General features: G+C 37.9%; 15 protein-coding genes. 6 read left to right on the top strand and 9 right to left on the bottom strand.

The annotated features are described in order from the left end of the window. The first annotated feature begins 30 nt into the window (after window positions 1-30). On the top strand, window positions 31-765 hold the full coding sequence (locus ACQY77_RS02275) for a hypothetical protein (RefSeq protein ID WP_421939610.1): 735 nt from the start codon (window positions 31-33) through the stop codon (window positions 763-765). 82 nt (window positions 766-847) lie between these two features. Here the strand turns inward: ACQY77_RS02275 and ACQY77_RS02270 are convergent, their stop codons facing one another. The 3 genes from ACQY77_RS02270 to ACQY77_RS02260 all read right to left on the bottom strand — a co-directional run bounded on the left by ACQY77_RS02270 (window position 848) and on the right by ACQY77_RS02260 (window position 3,416). Next, window positions 848-2,206 carry an MATE family efflux transporter gene (locus ACQY77_RS02270; protein WP_421939611.1) on the bottom strand — a complete coding sequence of 453 codons (1,359 nt, stop codon included), beginning with the start codon at window positions 2,204-2,206 and terminating at the stop codon, window positions 848-850. 79 nt (window positions 2,207-2,285) lie between these two features. After that, window positions 2,286-2,921: a helix-turn-helix domain-containing protein gene (locus tag ACQY77_RS02265; RefSeq protein WP_421939612.1), complete on the bottom strand. Its 636-nt coding sequence runs from the start codon at window positions 2,919-2,921 to the stop codon at window positions 2,286-2,288. A 9-nt stretch (window positions 2,922-2,930) separates the two neighbouring features. Continuing rightward, window positions 2,931-3,416: a PaaI family thioesterase gene (locus ACQY77_RS02260; RefSeq protein WP_421942398.1), complete on the bottom strand. Its 486-nt coding sequence runs from the start codon at window positions 3,414-3,416 to the stop codon at window positions 2,931-2,933. Between the two features lie 80 nt (window positions 3,417-3,496). On the opposite strand from ACQY77_RS02260, the gene ACQY77_RS02255 reads away from it, so the two are divergent. From ACQY77_RS02255 to hemF, 4 genes are all read left to right on the top strand, one after another. Then, window positions 3,497-3,805 (top strand): phosphoribosylpyrophosphate synthetase, encoded by a 309-nt coding sequence (locus ACQY77_RS02255; RefSeq protein ID WP_421939613.1) that lies wholly within the window; start codon window positions 3,497-3,499, stop codon window positions 3,803-3,805. 102 nt (window positions 3,806-3,907) lie between these two features. Beyond that, window positions 3,908-4,117, top strand: coding sequence for a coproporphyrinogen III oxidase (locus ACQY77_RS02250; protein ID WP_421939614.1), 210 nt, complete (start codon window positions 3,908-3,910; stop codon window positions 4,115-4,117). Window positions 4,118-4,218: 101 nt separating this feature from the next. Continuing rightward, window positions 4,219-5,451, top strand: a complete 1,233-nt coding sequence (locus ACQY77_RS02245) for an MFS transporter (protein WP_421939615.1) — start codon at window positions 4,219-4,221, stop codon at window positions 5,449-5,451. A 111-nt stretch (window positions 5,452-5,562) separates the two neighbouring features. After that, complete coding sequence (hemF, locus tag ACQY77_RS02240) at window positions 5,563-6,477, top strand: oxygen-dependent coproporphyrinogen oxidase (RefSeq protein WP_421939616.1); 915 nt, start codon at window positions 5,563-5,565, stop codon at window positions 6,475-6,477. Here the strand turns inward: hemF and ACQY77_RS02235 are convergent. The 5 genes from ACQY77_RS02235 to gyrA all read right to left on the bottom strand — a co-directional run bounded on the left by ACQY77_RS02235 (window position 6,474) and on the right by gyrA (window position 12,959). Beyond that, window positions 6,474-7,172, bottom strand: a complete 699-nt coding sequence (locus ACQY77_RS02235; RefSeq protein ID WP_421939617.1) for an endonuclease V — start codon at window positions 7,170-7,172, stop codon at window positions 6,474-6,476. The two genes, hemF and ACQY77_RS02235, sit on opposite strands and share 4 nt — an antisense overlap. Window positions 7,173-7,205: 33 nt before the next feature. Beyond that, complete coding sequence (locus ACQY77_RS02230) at window positions 7,206-7,892, bottom strand: GNAT family N-acetyltransferase (RefSeq protein WP_421939618.1); 687 nt, start codon at window positions 7,890-7,892, stop codon at window positions 7,206-7,208. A gap of 121 nt (window positions 7,893-8,013) precedes the next feature. Continuing rightward, complete coding sequence (locus ACQY77_RS02225) at window positions 8,014-9,159, bottom strand: tetratricopeptide repeat protein (protein WP_421939619.1); 1,146 nt, start codon at window positions 9,157-9,159, stop codon at window positions 8,014-8,016. A 104-nt stretch (window positions 9,160-9,263) separates the two neighbouring features. Further along, window positions 9,264-10,352, bottom strand: a complete 1,089-nt coding sequence (locus ACQY77_RS02220; RefSeq protein ID WP_421939620.1) for a tetratricopeptide repeat protein — start codon at window positions 10,350-10,352, stop codon at window positions 9,264-9,266. 30 nt (window positions 10,353-10,382) lie between these two features. After that, the gene (gene gyrA, locus ACQY77_RS02215; protein WP_421939621.1) at window positions 10,383-12,959 is read right to left on the bottom strand and encodes a DNA gyrase subunit A; all 2,577 of its coding nucleotides are present in this window, start codon (window positions 12,957-12,959) and stop codon (window positions 10,383-10,385) included. A 182-nt stretch (window positions 12,960-13,141) separates the two neighbouring features. Between gyrA and ACQY77_RS02210 the strand changes: the two genes are divergently transcribed. After that, the gene (locus tag ACQY77_RS02210) at window positions 13,142-14,353 is read left to right on the top strand and encodes a TCR/Tet family MFS transporter (protein ID WP_421939622.1); all 1,212 of its coding nucleotides are present in this window, start codon (window positions 13,142-13,144) and stop codon (window positions 14,351-14,353) included. Here the strand turns inward: ACQY77_RS02210 and ACQY77_RS02205 are convergent. Beyond that, entirely contained in the window at window positions 14,350-15,702 is a 1,353-nt protein-coding gene (locus ACQY77_RS02205) for a PhoH family protein (RefSeq protein ID WP_421939623.1), read from the bottom strand. The genes ACQY77_RS02210 and ACQY77_RS02205 overlap by 4 nt on opposite strands. Between the last annotated feature and the right edge of the window lie 401 nt (window positions 15,703-16,103).

Below are 16,103 nucleotides of genomic sequence, written 5' to 3'. Positions count from 1 at the left end.
TTGACTGGAAATTCTGTTTATAAAACATCTATGAATAAATACTTACGTTTCGCTATCCCTGTATTAGCACTTTTTGTTAGCAGTTGTTCTTCAGTTTACATGCCTAATGTTCCAAATACGCCCATGTTAAGTAAGCAGGGAGAATTTAGCGGTGGTGGTCATATATCGCTTAAAGGCAATGCCAGTATCAATGGCGCATATGCTGTTTCTGATCATGTAGGTTTACTTTTTAGTGGCTCCAGAATGAATAGTGAACGGAAGACAAAAGATTTTGGGCATAAATTAATCGAGATTGGGGGAGGTTACTTCGATACTTTTGGTCCCGATAATAACCGGATCATTGAAATTTATGGAGGTGTTGGAAAGGGATGGAGCGATATTACTTTTCGGGATTATAAGAATGATATCCTGATCAGCAATGAAGTACAGGAAGTAGATTATAGAAAGACATTTCTTCAGGTGAATTACAGTTCAAAAAAGAAAAATAACCTTAAGCTTTTCGGTGGTAACTTCCCTATTAACTACGGAACAGCACTAAGAATTAGTCATGTAACCATGGATCGGTTCTTTTTAAATGGGGTAGTTCAGCCTAAAGAGGATAATATTTTCTTTGAGCCTATTTTCTTTACGCGTATGGCCCTAAGTAAGGTGGTGCAGCTACAATATACTACCAGCAGCAACATAGGCTTAAAAGACCGCAAATACATGTCGGCTGGTAATTCAATTTTTACAATTGGAGTCGTAGTGAATGTAGGGGGGAAATAACCTCCTGCAATATCCTACTTCCGGCTCTATATAAATATTTAGAAATTAAGTCTTGCTCTTTGTTCATTGCTCCTTGCTCTTTTTAGCTTTCCGCCAACATCCTCGTCTTATTCTGGAACCTGAAAAACAATAGGATGGAGGCCGTTAAAAGCCCTAGCGTTAAACCATACCATATTCCATTTACCCCCAGGCCGAAGTGAAAGCCTAAAAGGTAGCCAATCGGAATACCAACCACCCAATAAGCCAGAAATGTAATTAATGTAGGAATATTAACATCTCCAAGCCCTCTGAGTACGCCAAGCCCCACCACTTGTGTGCCATCGAATAATTGAAAGAAGCCCGCAATAATCAATAATTGTGCTGCAATAGGTACCACTGCCAGATCAGAAGTGTAAATGAAAGGCATTAAGTTGTTTGCAAGTACAAAAATCACAGCTGAGCAGGACATGAATAATAAAATGACATGGTAACTGGCAATAGCTGATTTACGGAGATCATCAAAGTTTTTCTTACCAAAGTTATTGCCCGTTTTGATAGTTGCTGCTGATGCTACACCACTGGCAATCATATAGGTCATTGCGGCTAAACTAATGGCAATTTGGTGCGCTGCCTGTTCAACTGCGCCAATGGTACCAATCAAAACAGCCGCACCGCTAAAGGCACTGATCTCAAAAGAATACTGCATGGCAACCGGCATTCCAATTTTTATAATTTTGACTGCATTCACCTTATCGACAAATGTTGCTTTAAAACTGGCTAAATATTTTTTGAAATGAACCGATCGCAGCACGTAAAAAGTCATTACTATAGCCATTAAGATTCTGTCAATGAGCGTACTTAGTCCAACACCACTAACCCCCATAGATTTAATCCCGAACATACCTTTTACGAAGATAATTCCTAAAATAATATTGATCGCATTGCCCCAGATGGAAACAAACATGGCTTGTTTAGTAAAGCCTAATCCTTCGGCAAATTGTTTAAAGGTTTGGAAAATCAATAGCGGGATAATGGAGATGGACAATAAATTGAGGTAAGGCTTTGCATAACTTACCACTGCCGGAGTCTGATCCAAATGATCAATTAAGGCTAGAACACCAAAATGAACAATTATAAAAAGAAGTATTCCAATCAATATGTTAATGATCAGGCTATTTGAAAGTAATTTTCCGCAGGCTTCATAGTTTTGTTTGCCATTTTCTTGCGCAATAAGAGGAGTTAAGCCATAGGAAATGCCTAATCCAATTACCAGAATTAGCATAAAAATACTATTTACCAGGGAAACTGCTGCAAGTTGGACTGTATCTGTAAAATGGCCCACAATTACGCTATCTGCCATATGCACAAGGGTATGACCAAGCTGGGAGCCTACAATTGGTAAGGCTAAATGGAGGTTTTCTTTATAGTAGGGTTTATATTTGGTGTATAGTGTAGATAGCATAAGACCGCAAAGGTCGGATTTTTAAGGCTCAAAAAAGAGGATTAACCAAAAGTTAATGTTTAAGGCTTGTAAAGTTCGCTTAGTGTTGGCGATTTGCCGTAAAATATTCTTCTTTTTCGGTGGTATGGATTTTAATCACGTTAGTGAGAATGAGGTTGACTAAAATCTTTTGTGCTTTGCGATAAGAGCACCGCAATAATTTACTGAATGCTTTCAAGGTAATCCTTTCGTTAACTTCGAGATATTCCAACAACTTTTTTTCATTATCTGAATAGGAGATGAGCACCCCTTTCTCCAGGTGGTCTTGCTTTAATACATCTACAATTATTTTGCTGGCCAAAACACTTTTGTCTTCTATGCGGATGTAGGCCCACCACTTTTTATGTTCATCGAGGGCGTAATGCGGTTTTGTATCGCTTTCAGGAATATTCACCACCAAAACCAGCTTATCATCTACATAAATTTCATCAAAAGTAGGTTCTATAGCTGGTTTACAGTATTGATGTGCAGCAGTGAGAATCATATACTTTTCTTCTTCTTCAGATTTTACGCCTTTGATCGAGCCATCATCAGCTACGCCAATCAGCAGTTTTCCGCCTCTGTTATTGGCAAATGCCACGAGGCTTTTAGCAATTTTCTCTGTATTGGTAATCGTTTTTTTAAAATCGAGCGTAACACCCTCACCTTGTAAAATTAAACTTTTAATACTGGCCATATCGCTAAATTAGTAGGCTACACTTGTGGTTTCACCCTGATGCAAATTTCTGATGTACACTTCATTCATTACGGTTGCGCAAAGCTCACCATCTTTGGTTTTGATCTCCATAGGGTAGGCCTTAACAAATTTTCCAACTTGTTTTAAAGCTTCTTCTGCCTCGGCTATCATTTCATCGGTAAGGGTTATTGTGAAATAAACATGACTGCGAGCTGGTTTCAGATATTGTATTGAAGCACTCTTAAGCCAAACCCTAACTTTAAAACCTCTTCGCTGCATCAATTGATCATAAAGAAGGGCATAAAACGGATCGGTAGCGGCATAAATCGTTCCGCCAAAAATAGAACCGTTGTAATTTTTATTGAGGATACTTTTACTCAGCTTAACCGTACAACTCCTAAAATCGTTTTCAAATCTCTTCACCCAAATACGCTGAAAAAACAATGGTGGATAGAAGCGCATCACCCATTTAAGGGTATTTTGAGAAATGATCATAATTACTAATATCAGAAACATTTGCCGTCTTTTAAAGTTTTATAGCCGATGTTTTAGTAATTTTTGAGTAAATTAGACTTATGCATATTTATGACACCATCACCGCTGCACTCGCTGATTTGGATAGCCGCGGATACAATCTGGATTTTAATTTAACCCCTGAAGCACTGGAGTGTAAAGAGATTGATCTGCTGCTGATGCCAGAAGAATTTGAAATTGACGAAGTGTACAGGTTTGAAGGAATGACTGATCCTGCAGATAGTTCGGTAGTTTATGCGATCTCATCCAGCGTAGGTGCAATGAAGGGTGTATTGGTAGACGGTTATGGAGTATATGCCGAAAATGTGTCTCCTGAACTCCTGGATAAATTAAAAATTCACCATGAATAGTTGATTTATAGGTTGTTAACATATTGTTTTGTCATAAAACACTCAAAAAAATAAAACCAAATCATAGCTGGGTTGTTAAGACTACAGATAACAATAAAAACTATGAAAAAAATAATCTTAAGTCTTGCTTTTGCTGGTTCTCTGATGATAGCCACATCAGCATGCAATTCATCTAAAAACATGGCTGGTTCTTCAGACAGTACTAAGGTGGATTCCACAGCTACGGCACCATTGGATACAACAAAAACCACTACACCGCCTGATACAACCAAAATGCCACCTGATACAACAAAGAAAATGCCGCCTATGTAGGTCGGAAAAGCCACTCTTAACCAAGGGTGGCTTTTTTATTTCATTTTATTTTTTTTGTTTGGGCTAATTTGTAATTTCAGCAGCTAAACCAAATACTCAAAATGAAAACAGACAACCCATCTAACCAACGAAATGTAATCTTCTTAGTAATTGTAGCTGCCCTTGGCTATTTCGTTGATATTTATGACCTCGTTTTGTTTTCAGTTGTACGGCTACAAAGTTTCGCTGATATAGGCATCTCTCCAGAAAACATGCGTACGGATGGAGAATATGTAATTAATATGCAAATGTTTGGTCTGCTTTTGGGCGGCTTGCTCTGGGGAATAATTGGTGATAAGTTTGGCCGGATTAAGGTATTATTTGGATCTATTCTCATGTATTCACTGGCGAATATTGCTAATGGGTTTGTAACTGATGTTCATAGCTATGCCATTATCCGCTTTATAGCCGGAATCGGATTGGCCGGCGAGCTTGGTGCCGGAATTACCCTGGTTACCGAAACAATGGACAAGGAAAAGCGTGGCTACGGAACAATGGTGGTAGCCGGGATTGGCCTATTGGGTGCAGCAGCAGCAGCCACCATAGGGAAACATTATACCTGGCAAACTTCGTACTTTGTTGGTGGAGGAATGGGCTTGCTCTTATTGCTTTTACGTGTTGGCACTTTTGAATCGGGAATGTTTAAGAATGTTGTAGAAGCAGATAGCGTTTCAAAAGGTAATTTCTTTATGCTTTTTTCAGATCGTAAACGTTTTTTGAAATATCTGGCTTGTATTTGTTTAGGCTTACCACTCTGGTTCATTGTGGGTATACTGGTAACACAATCGCCCGAAATTGGTAAAGCTTTAGGCGCGAAAGATATTTTAAACGCAGGTAGCGGTATCATGTATACGTATTTTGGTATAGCCATTGGTGATGTCGTTTGCGGTTTTCTGGCACAGGTACTCCGTTCACGAAAAAAAACAGTACTTATTTTTCAATCTTTATCGGTTGTTACAGTTATCGTATACCTAACCAGTCATGGTTTAACTGAAAGCAATTTTATCTGGATATGCTTGTTTATGGGTTTCGCTGTTGGTTATTGGGCAACTTTTGTTACCATAGCAGCAGAACAGTTCGGTACCAACATCCGATCAACTGTTACCACTACAGCACCAAATTTTGTTCGCGGTGCTTTGATTCCTATTACCTTTGTTTTTGAATTCTTTGTACACCGTTTTGATATCGTTTCAGCGGCTTTTATTGTAATGGGTATTTTAACCTTGATCGCAATCATTTCGGTAACCTCTTTGAAGGAGAGTTTTAATAAGGATTTAGATTACCTCGAAAAATAAGATATTTTTCAAGAAATTACCTGTCAAAAACGAATATCTGATGTTCAATGTCAATAAAATGTACTATAAAAACATAATTAAGCACAACTGAGCGAATAGCCTTAAATTTGTATGGAATTAGAAGAGAAAATCATGTTCAAAGAAGAGGTTGCGCAGCGTTATCAGCATATACAGGATGAAATTTGCCGTGGATTAGAAATTGCAGATGGCAAAGGCAGATTCGAAGAAGAGATTTGGAATCGCGAGGGTGGAGGCGGTGGTCGTACACGGATCATGCAAAATGGTGCCATTATAGAAAAAGGTGGTGTGAACTTCTCGGCTGTTCATGGCAAGCTACCCGAAGCGGTTAAGAAAGCCTTTAAAGTAACAGAAGATGATTTTTTTGCTACGGGTGTATCAATTGTGATTCATCCTAATCATCCGTTGGTGCCCATTATTCATATGAATATCCGCTATTTTGAACTTAACGAGCACACCCGTTGGTTCGGTGGTGGCATTGATTTAACACCTCATTATGTGTTTGAAAATGATGCCAGATTTTTTCACCATAAATTAAAGCAGGCCTGTGACGATTTTAGCGCTGAATTTTACGCTAAATTCAAAGCTCATGCCGACGATTACTTCTATATTAAACATCGTGAAGAAACCCGGGGTATTGGGGGAATTTTTTATGATCGACTAAAACCGGAGAATACCAATCTATCCTGGACAAAAATACTTGATTTTTCGATCAATATTGGCGAAACATTTTTGCCTATCTATACCGAATTAATTGATCGCAATAGGGATAAGGAGTTTACAAAACTGCAAAAAGAATGGCAATACTTACGTCGAAGTCGCTACGTAGAGTTTAATTTGGTTTACGATTCTGGAACTAAATTCGGCTTGGAAACCAACGGACGAATTGAATCTATTTTAATGAGTTTACCTCCTCAGGCCAACTGGGGATACAATATTCAGCCTGCTGAAGGAACGGATGAGCATCAAACTTTACAACTACTCAAAAAAGGAATTAACTGGGTTTAAAATAAGGTTAGGAGAGGGGGAACCTCATGAAAACCAGCCTGGTGCTTTCCGGTTCTGAACTCATTCACCATTTGATGTGCCAATCGGGTAGGTTCGGGTATTCTGTAATTTCCTATGCAATTTTTTATTATATCAAGACTCTGCTCAGCTGTAATCAGGTGCCCGGCTGAGATGTAAACCGGAGCACAGTTAACCTTTGTACGCAGGGAATAACCTAGTATTTGGTCTAACTTTTTTATTTCTGTTGATCTGTATTTGACATTCTCTGGTGTATGGTTTTCGCCATATAGCAAACTTTTAGCACAGCCCATAGTCGGCTGCTGAGCTAGAACGCCAAAATGTGATGCGACCCCCATATGCCGTGGATGTAAAATACCATTACCATCTAACACCACCAAATCAGGTTTGTATGGGATCAAACCCCATACTTTTAAAAGCGCCGGAACTTCTTTGAAACCCAGATACCCTGCTTTATAAGGGAAATTTGTTTCGTAGGTTGCCAGTGAAAATGATTGTAAAATGAGCCCGGGATAGCTTAGAATTACGATCCCAGCATACATAACCGGGCTATCCTTATTAAAGGAAATGTCAGCACCAGCTATGGTTTTAATTCCGTTTAAAGGATTCAAAACAAGTTTTTCAGCCAGTTCATTCTGTATTTTGGTTGCCTCTTGAAAATTAATGGTTTCGTACATAATCAAGTAACCTTAATATTGAGGCAAAGTTTTTTAACGCTTTTGAATTACTGTTGCAAACATGTCTGTTCTGATTTGAAAACCGAGTTTTTCATATAATTTTATTGCTGCAACATTGTCATTTCTTACGTGCAGAAATGGAGTCTGATCATTTGCTAATATCCCCAAAACCAGCTTGTTAAGGATTTGATATGAATATCCTTTACCCAAGTGCGCTGGATGTGTACAAACCGCACTGATTTCAATGAAAGGATAAGGACTTAAACGGTGTCCAGCCATAGAAACCAGTCTATTATCTTTAAAAATACCGAGATATTTACCTAAATCTATAGTTCGATCTAAAAACGGACCAGGTTTGGTCAGATGTACCAAGTCTGTCATTTCTGGTACCTGAGCATTCTTTAGTTCAGTAAGTATTGCAGTATTGACCTCATTATTCAAGTTTTCCGAGCCATGGTATACCATTTGGAACATGTCAATGGTGGAGGTGATTTTCCAGTTCTCTGGAACTTCAATTTTGTTTAATGTAAAAATTACGTACAAACAATCTGCAGGAGAAATCAAATGGAGCGTGTGAAAATTTTCTACAGTATAATTTTTAAAACCAGCAAAGGCTGTAATGTCTTCAATGTAGAATTTTACATTTTCGTTTCCTTTAGAAAATTGTCTATGAGTAGTTGCTAAAGAATTGTAAATGGGATTATCGAGAATATGCTGCATTAGTGGATATTATACTGCTAAATTAAGGATTAATTCATAATAACATGTATTGTCTTATAATTAATATTATGTTAAGTTGAAAAGACACAACACCTATCCTGTTGTTGTGTTTGGTATACTATTAAAACTCCTGGATTCTTCTTTGTAATTCCTGCACCTTATCGGTTGCTTTCTTTCTGGAATAAATGTCTACGAGTAATTGGATCGTTTTGCGATCATTGGGATTTATTTCGTTTGCACGTTGTAAAGAAAATTGTGCGCGGTTTATTAGTGAGTTGTATTTGGCTAGTTTGTCAGCATCTGTTTTCTTTAAAGTTTCATTAGCTGTATTAACATAAGCCAGACCAAGCTGATACAGGGCATCAAAATAATTTTGATCTGTTGATAAAGCCTTGTCATAAGCCAGTATCGCTGTAGAATTATTTCCTTTTACTTGTTGTAAATAACCATACAGAAAATACAACAGTTTATTGCCTTTTTCTACCTTTAAATTTCCTTCCAGCAAACTTTGTGCTTTATCATAGCTCTCTGTATCTAATAAAAGATTGATATAATCATTCGTTAGAAAGTGATTAAAAGGATTCAGAACCAATCCGTCTTCCAGCGTTTTAATTGCCGTTACGTAATCTGATTTAACGGCATACATCTGGGCCATTTTCTGAAAAACAGATGCATTTCTGATTCCGTTATCTTTAGCTCTTTTGAAGTAATTTAGTGATTCATCGTAAGATTGTATATTCAGTGCACAAATAGCTGTATTTAAAGCTAATGCTGTGTCTGCCGGAAAATTATCACTTACCTCCTTCAGGTTGGTGTAGGCATCTTTGAAGTCGTTGTTAAAATAAGCTTCATTGCCTTTATCTTGCTTTTTTAGCAAGATGTTGTAGTTAGTTGCTTTGATTAATCCGGCATTATCATCGTATTTATCCAACCCTTTGGCCTGTTTTACGGCTTCAACTGCAGAATCATAATACTTGTCAGAGTTTGCTTTATCTGTCTCGATAATGGCTGCATAAGAGGATAAATATGATTTTATGGACCAGGTTTCAGCCCAATTTTTAGTTTTGCTGTCCTTTTCTGCAGATTCAGTAGATTTCAAACCTTCGCTGATGATGGATAATTGTTTTTTTTCATCTTCTTTATTGGCTATAGCAGCCTGTAATTTTCCGACAGCATTTCTGGCAATTAAGATCTGGCTTTTTTGAGCTGATGCAGATAAGGAGAGGAAAATTAGTGCTAAGGATGTAAACTTGAAACAATTTTGCATAGGATAAGATAGAATCTGATGTATAAAATTTATCAATACGGTAAAAATAAGCAAAAAAAAAGAGTCCTGATGAATTCAGGACTCTTTTTTTAAAACCAGGAATCTTATTGTTTAGGCAATGCGTCTAAACGTTTTTTAATATCGTCGTAGTTTTTAGTATCATTTCTGAAAGCATAGATCGTTTTCAAAGTTTCCAGTGCGCCTGAATTTTTTGGATCGATTTCTAATGCTTTTTTGTAAAATGGAAGTGATTTATCCAGTAATGCATTCATTTTTGAAGTTACTTCATTGAATTCCTTAACTTTTTTCTGATCGATTTTATTACGGTCATTTTGAAGTTTCAGCGCTTGAGAAAAATAAATATTCCCTAATAATACCTGATAACTTGCATTGTTAGGCTCTTTTACAGCTAAAGCATTAAGCATTTGCTCGGATTTAGCTGCATCTCCCCTGTCGATATAGATTTGAGTTTCTGTTTTAATCCAGTCTGTATTCTCCGGAAATTTAACCAGCGCTTCTTTAATTAAAGCTAAACCAGCTGTAGTATCTTTTTGCTTGCTTAGTTTAATATTGATGAGCTCAGAATATAAATCTTTTGACTGTGGTGAATTCAAATCGATAACTTTTTTGAACATTTTTGCTGTGTTCTCATAATCATCAATGTTTCTTGCTGCAATACCGGCGTTCAAATACATAGAAGTATCAGCAGGATTAATTTCTGTAGCCTGAACAAATTTGGTAAAAGCTGTTTTATAGTCTTTTTTGTTGTAAGCGATAACTCCACCGTTTCTTACTGCATTAGCGATATTTACTTCTGCACTGGCAATATTATCTTTCTCAGCATTTTTAACATCAACTTTTTTAGCTTCTGCAAGGGCTTCTCTGGCAATTTTAATATTTGCATCCGCATTTGCTAAGTCGGCAGTATCTAAAATAGCAATTGTTGAAGCCATTAAAGCCCTGTAAGACCAAGCTTCAGGCATTACTTTAGATTTCTCATCTGCAATGGCTTTATCTGTATGGGCCAAGCCTGTTTTTAGAGATTCAAGCTTTTTAGCCAATGGCGTTGTTGCTCCCTGAGAGGTTAATTGAAAAACTCCCCAAGCTTTTTTTGCTTCTGCAACTTCGCTTTTTTGAGCAAATGCAAAACTGGTTACACCTGCTAAGAATATACAAAGAAATACTCTTTTCATAATTATTTATTGTGTTGTTCTTAATTTTAGTTAATTATCCTCTTCTGAATTGTCATCAGTTTGCTCTTCTGCTGTTTCATCTGCAGCGGTTGAATTTTCTGATGCTTCTTCCCCATCAACAATCACGCCATCTGTACTTTCTTCTTCCTCGTCTTCGTGATCAATTTTTGTTACTGAGGCAATTTCATCATCACCTTTCAATGAGATTAAACGCACACCCTGTGTAGCACGTCCCATTACCCTTAAGTCTGCAACTGCAATTCGAATTACTATACCTGAACGGTTAATAATCATTAAATCCTCGCTATCAGTAACGTCTTTAATAGAAACTAATTGTCCTGTTTTATCTGTTACATTAATGGTTTTTACACCTTTACCACCTCTGTTGGTTACGCGATAATCCTCAATATCAGTACGTTTTCCATAACCTTTTTCAGAAACAACCAATACTGTTGATTCAGGGCTATTGATTGCAATCATACCAATTACTTCATCCAGATCATGGGCAAGTGTTACTCCACGTACACCAGTAGCTGTTCTACCCATTGGTCTAACTGTTTTCTCATTGAAACGGATTGCACGGCCAGAACGTAATGCCATTACAATTTCGCTTTCACCAGTTGTTAAGCAAGCTTCTAATAACTGATCACCATCGTTGATGTTAATCGCGTTGATACCATTTACACGTGGGCGTGAATAAGCCTCCAGAGAAGTTTTCTTAATAGTACCTTTTTTAGTACACATAATGATGAAATTGTTCTCCAGATAATCCTGGTCTTTTAAGTTTTTAACCTTAATATATGCCTTGATTTTTTCTTCTTTAGGGATATTAATGATGTTTTGGATAGCCCTTCCTTTACTTGTTCTCGATCCTTCAGGGATTTCGTAAACCCTTAACCAGAAACATCTTCCGGCTTCGGTAAAGAATAACATATAGTTGTGGTTAGAGGCCACAAGCATATGCTCAATGAAGTCTTCATTTCTGGAAGTACTTCCTTTCGAGCCTTTTCCTCCCCTTCCTTGTGCTTTAAATTCTGTAGCCGGTGTACGTTTAACGTAACCTTCGTGAGAAATAGTGATTACCACTTCCTCATCTACCACAAAATCTTCCATGCTCATATCTTCAGCCGAGTGGATAATGGTCGTTTTACGTTCATCACCAAATTTCTGACGTGTTTCGGCCAATTCATCTTTGATGATCTGCATACGCAAGCCTTCATCTGCCAATACAGATTTTAAATATTCGATGGTTTTCATCAATTCAGCATACTCCTCTTTGATTTTATCACGCTCTAGTCCTGTTAAACGACGAAGCGTCATATCCAGGATTGCCCGAGCTTGAATATCACTCAATCCGAATTTTTCCATCAAGCCAACCCGTGCATCTTCAGGTGTTTCTGAAGCACGGATTAATTTAATTACTTCATCTAAGTGATCTAAAGCAATTAAATATCCTTCTAAAATGTGCGCTCTTTTTTCAGCTTCTGCTAATTCATAACGGGTACGACGAATAACAACATCGTGGCGGTGATCCACAAAGTGAACAATTAAATCTTTAAGGTTTAATAGTTGCGGACGCCCCTTTACTAAAGCAATGTTATTAACGCTGAATGAAGTTTGTAATGCTGTATGTTTGTAAAGGTTGTTCAATACAACAGCTGCATTTGCATCACGTTTGATTTCATAAACGATACGGATACCATCTTTATTTGACTCATCCTTGATGTTCGAAATGCCTTCAATCTTTTTCTCGCCTACCAATTCAGCGGTACGCTCAATCATTTGAGCTTTATTTACCTGATATGGAATTTCGGAAACGATGATTACTTCACGGTCTTTAATACTCTCAATTTCGGCCTTTGCACGCATTACGATACGTCCCCGGCCAGTTTCGAAAGCATCTTTTACGCCCGAATAACCATAAATAATGCCGCCGGTTGGAAAATCCGGAGCTTTAATGAACTTCATTAATTCTTCAATAGTGATGTCTCTATTGTCGATATAGTTAATCGTAGCATCAATTGCTTCAGTTAAATTATGCGGTGCCATATTGGTGGCCATACCTACAGCAATACCAGATGAACCGTTAACCAAAAGGTTAGGAATTCTGGAAGGTAAAACAGTTGGCTCCTGAAGCGTATCATCAAAGTTGAGTTGAAAATCAACAGTATCTTTATTGATATCGGCTAACATTTCTTCCGCTATTTTGGAGAAACGGGCTTCGGTATAACGCATTGCTGCCGGAGAGTCACCATCGATGTGGCCAAAGTTTCCCTGTCCATCTACCATTGGATACCGCAAGCTCCAATCCTGCGCCATACGTACCATGGTGAAATATACAGATGAATCACCATGTGGGTGATATTTACCCAAAACCTCCCCTACAATACGGGCCGATTTTTTATGTGGTTTAGTGCTGGTAACACCAAGATCAAGCATACCATAGAGTACACGACGGTGTACCGGTTTTAATCCATCACGTACATCAGGCAAAGCTCTGGATACGATTACCGACATTGAATAGTCAATGTAGGCCGATTTCATCTGCTCCTCAATGTTAATAGGAATGATTTTGTCGTTTTGTTGATTTTCTAAATCTTCTGCCATAAATTATGTTCTCGTTATCAAAAACGATTTTAAAAATAGGTATTGTTATAACCTTGCGAATTTAGCAAAAATATGCCGAAATAAGGCATTGTGGAAAAGTTTTAAGGTAATAATAGACTTACAAAAAGGGCATAAAACTATCTTGCAATTAATTATTTTTGCAAGCTCCAAATATTTAAGAAATGGCTAAAAACTCCAAATCGGCAATGGGTTTCATTATGGTTACCATGCTGATCGATTTTACCGGTTTTGGTATCATTATTCCTGTGCTCCCTAAGCTGATTCAGGAATTTACAGGTGGATCGGTAAGCGTGGCAGCAGATTATGGCGGATATCTCATGGTGGCCTTTGCCTTGGCTCAATTTATATTTTCTCCTATCATGGGTGGACTAAGTGATCAGTATGGAAGAAGACCCATTTTGCTTTTTTCCCTATTTGGATTAGGAATCGACTATATATTTTTATCATTTGCGCCTACAATTTTCTGGCTTTTTATCGGACGTATCATTGCCGGAATTACCGGTGCAAGTTTCAGTACGGCAATGGCCTACATTGCCGATGTGTCTGAGCCGGAAAAAAAAGCCCAGAATTTTGGTTTGGTGGGAGCAGCTTTTGGGGTTGGTTTTATTCTTGGTCCGGTAATAGGTGGTGTATTTAGCAACTTTGGTTTAAGGGTACCCTTTATGATTTCTGCAGGATTGGCGCTATTAAACTGGCTATATGGCTATTTTATTTTACCAGAATCTTTATCGAAGGAAAAAAGAAGAAGTTTTTCATGGAAAAGAGCCAATCCCGTTGGTTCGTTTTTAAATGCTTCCAGGTATCCGGCAATTATAGGACTATTGTTAACCTTGCTCCTGCTTTACATTGCCAGTCATTCTGTGCAATCAAACTGGTCGTATTATGTGATCGAAAAGTTTAAATGGGATTCTACTATGATTGGTTATTCTTTAGGAATTGTAGGTTTAATGGTTGCCATTGTGCAGGGCGGATTGATTAGGGTAATTGTTCCTAAAATTGGAAACAGGAAGGCTATTTATTTAGGCTTAACGCTTTATATTATTGGGTTTACCTGTTTTGCATTTGCTACGAATGGTGTGATGATGATGGTTTTTATTATCCCTTATTGCTTAGCCGGCATTGGTAATCCAGCCATGCAGAGTATCATTTCCAATCAGGTGCCCGAAAATGCGCAAGGTGAGATACAAGGGATCATTACCAGCTTACAAAGCCTGGCGGCTATTATTGGTCCATGGGTGGCCAGCCATATTTTCGTGTATTTTATAGAAAGCGGTACCCCTCATTATTTTCCGGGTGCGCCCTTTATTTTTAGTGCCATACTTACATTAATCGGACTTTTAATTGCCATTCGGGCTTTAGTTAAGCATCACTAAAGCAGTTCATTCGCTAAATTCGCCAGTTCACTTCGCTCTCCTTTTTGTAAGGTAATGTGCGCATAAAGCGGATGGTTTTTGGCGTTTTCTATCAGATAGGATAAGCCATTGCTTTCCGAATCCAGATAAGGTGTATCTATTTGGTAAATGTCGCCCGTAAAAACAATTTTAGTATGTTCCCCCGCTCTTGAAATAATGGTTTTTACCTCGTGTGGTGTTAAGTTTTGGGCTTCATCAATGATAAAGAAAATCTTAGTGAGCGTTCTTCCTCTGATAAAAGCCAATGGTGCAATGGCAATCTTTTCAGAACTGATCAGTTCATCGATTTTCGACAGCATTTTCTCATCGTCGTTAAACTGCTCTTTAATAAATCTCAGGTTATCCCAGATTGGTGCCATGAAGGGGTCTATCTTCGATTTAGCATCTCCAGGCAGAAAGCCAATGTCTTTATTGCTGAGCGAAACAATCGGTCGGGTAATGTAAATCTGCCTGAAATTTTTCCGCTGTTCCAATGCACTGGCCAGTGCTAAAAGTGTTTTACCGGTTCCTGCATTTCCCTGAATGCTTACCAGCTTTATATGTGGATCCAGTAATGCATGGATGGCAAAGGCTTGTTCAATATTTTTTGGTTTTATCTTAAAAATGGCATCTGTTGAAACCGTTGAGAGCGTTTTATGGGTATAGTTGAAAAATACATTCGCTGTTTTTCGCTTATTTTTAAGCACGTAGAAATGATTTCCACTTTTAGGGGGAAGTTCAAGTTCATTGGCATTAACTTTCTTTTCTTGCTTAAGCTGATCAATTATGGGTTCGGGAAAGTCGGTAATTTCTGTTTTCCCAGCGTAAAGCTCATCAACATTTTTAATTTTACCTGTTTCATAATCTTCTGCATAAAGGTTTAAGGCCTTGGCTTTAAGGCGCAAACAAATATCCTTAGAAACCAGTACTACCTTTTTATCAGGATTTTCTTCTCTTAAGCTCAACGCGGCATTAAGGATTTTATGGTCTGTTTTTCCCTTTCCATATACTTCTTCAGCGTCTATTTGAGTGGGTTTTTCATTTAAAAGCACTTTAAACTTGCCTGCATTGCTGCGATTGAGGGAAGTCCAGTCGCTAATGAGTTTTTGGTTAGAGGTTTGGTCAATCAATCGGATAAAACTTCTGGCTTCAAAGTTCCGGGTATCATTTCCACTTTTAAAATTATCCAGCTCTTCTAAAACCTGGATGGGGATAGCAACATCATGCTCATGGAAATTATTCACGGCATCATGATCGTATAAAATCACAGAGGTATCTAAAACGAATATCTTTTTGGAAGAAACGGGGACTGATTTACCTTTTTTGGCCATAAAGTAAATTTATGGATTTATTATTCAAAAGGAAAATGATAACTGGCGATGAATGAGATAATTTAGAGTTTAGCTAAAACCTGTAAAAAGCAAAACGGGGAAGCCTTCTTTCGATTAAGTTCCCCGTTTTTAACCTTAAAACAACCGTAGTTGCGTTTAAGGCATCTAATTCTAATTACTTTGATTTTTCCGTTTTTGCTTGGTCTTGCAACTTTTGCAAATCGTGAAAATTTATTTCCAACTCTTTCCATCCATAGACTTCTTGAGCCTTCCATATTATCTGTCGGGTCAATCTGATCTTCTGAATCTGTATCTTTCGATGGCAGATGCTATATTCTTACTCGGTTTAACCCTTTCTGAAATTAATCGTTTTCCCAGTGGAAGAGATCCGAGATACTCCC

This window comes from Pedobacter sp., assembly GCF_965279535.1.
GTDB lineage: Bacteria > Bacteroidota > Bacteroidia > Sphingobacteriales > Sphingobacteriaceae > Pedobacter.
Note: the sequence above shows the minus strand (reverse complement) of the source record. Positions and strands in the feature narration are given on the sequence as shown.

Coding starts and splice junctions, on each gene's coding strand:
- ACQY77_RS02275 (WP_421939610.1), top strand. CDS start 31: ATGAATAAATACTTACGTTTCGCTATCCCTGTATTAGCACTTTTTGTT.
- ACQY77_RS02270 (WP_421939611.1), bottom strand. CDS start 2,206: ATGCTATCTACACTATACACCAAATATAAACCCTACTATAAAGAAAAC.
- ACQY77_RS02265 (WP_421939612.1), bottom strand. CDS start 2,921: ATGGCCAGTATTAAAAGTTTAATTTTACAAGGTGAGGGTGTTACGCTC.
- ACQY77_RS02260 (WP_421942398.1), bottom strand. CDS start 3,416: ATGATCATTTCTCAAAATACCCTTAAATGGGTGATGCGCTTCTATCCA.
- ACQY77_RS02255 (WP_421939613.1), top strand. CDS start 3,497: ATGCATATTTATGACACCATCACCGCTGCACTCGCTGATTTGGATAGC.
- ACQY77_RS02250 (WP_421939614.1), top strand. CDS start 3,908: ATGAAAAAAATAATCTTAAGTCTTGCTTTTGCTGGTTCTCTGATGATA.
- ACQY77_RS02245 (WP_421939615.1), top strand. CDS start 4,219: ATGAAAACAGACAACCCATCTAACCAACGAAATGTAATCTTCTTAGTA.
- hemF (WP_421939616.1), top strand. CDS start 5,563: ATGGAATTAGAAGAGAAAATCATGTTCAAAGAAGAGGTTGCGCAGCGT.
- ACQY77_RS02235 (WP_421939617.1), bottom strand. CDS start 7,172: ATGTACGAAACCATTAATTTTCAAGAGGCAACCAAAATACAGAATGAA.
- ACQY77_RS02230 (WP_421939618.1), bottom strand. CDS start 7,892: ATGCAGCATATTCTCGATAATCCCATTTACAATTCTTTAGCAACTACT.
- ACQY77_RS02225 (WP_421939619.1), bottom strand. CDS start 9,159: ATGCAAAATTGTTTCAAGTTTACATCCTTAGCACTAATTTTCCTCTCC.
- ACQY77_RS02220 (WP_421939620.1), bottom strand. CDS start 10,352: ATGAAAAGAGTATTTCTTTGTATATTCTTAGCAGGTGTAACCAGTTTT.
- gyrA (WP_421939621.1), bottom strand. CDS start 12,959: ATGGCAGAAGATTTAGAAAATCAACAAAACGACAAAATCATTCCTATT.
- ACQY77_RS02210 (WP_421939622.1), top strand. CDS start 13,142: ATGGCTAAAAACTCCAAATCGGCAATGGGTTTCATTATGGTTACCATG.
- ACQY77_RS02205 (WP_421939623.1), bottom strand. CDS start 15,702: ATGGCCAAAAAAGGTAAATCAGTCCCCGTTTCTTCCAAAAAGATATTC.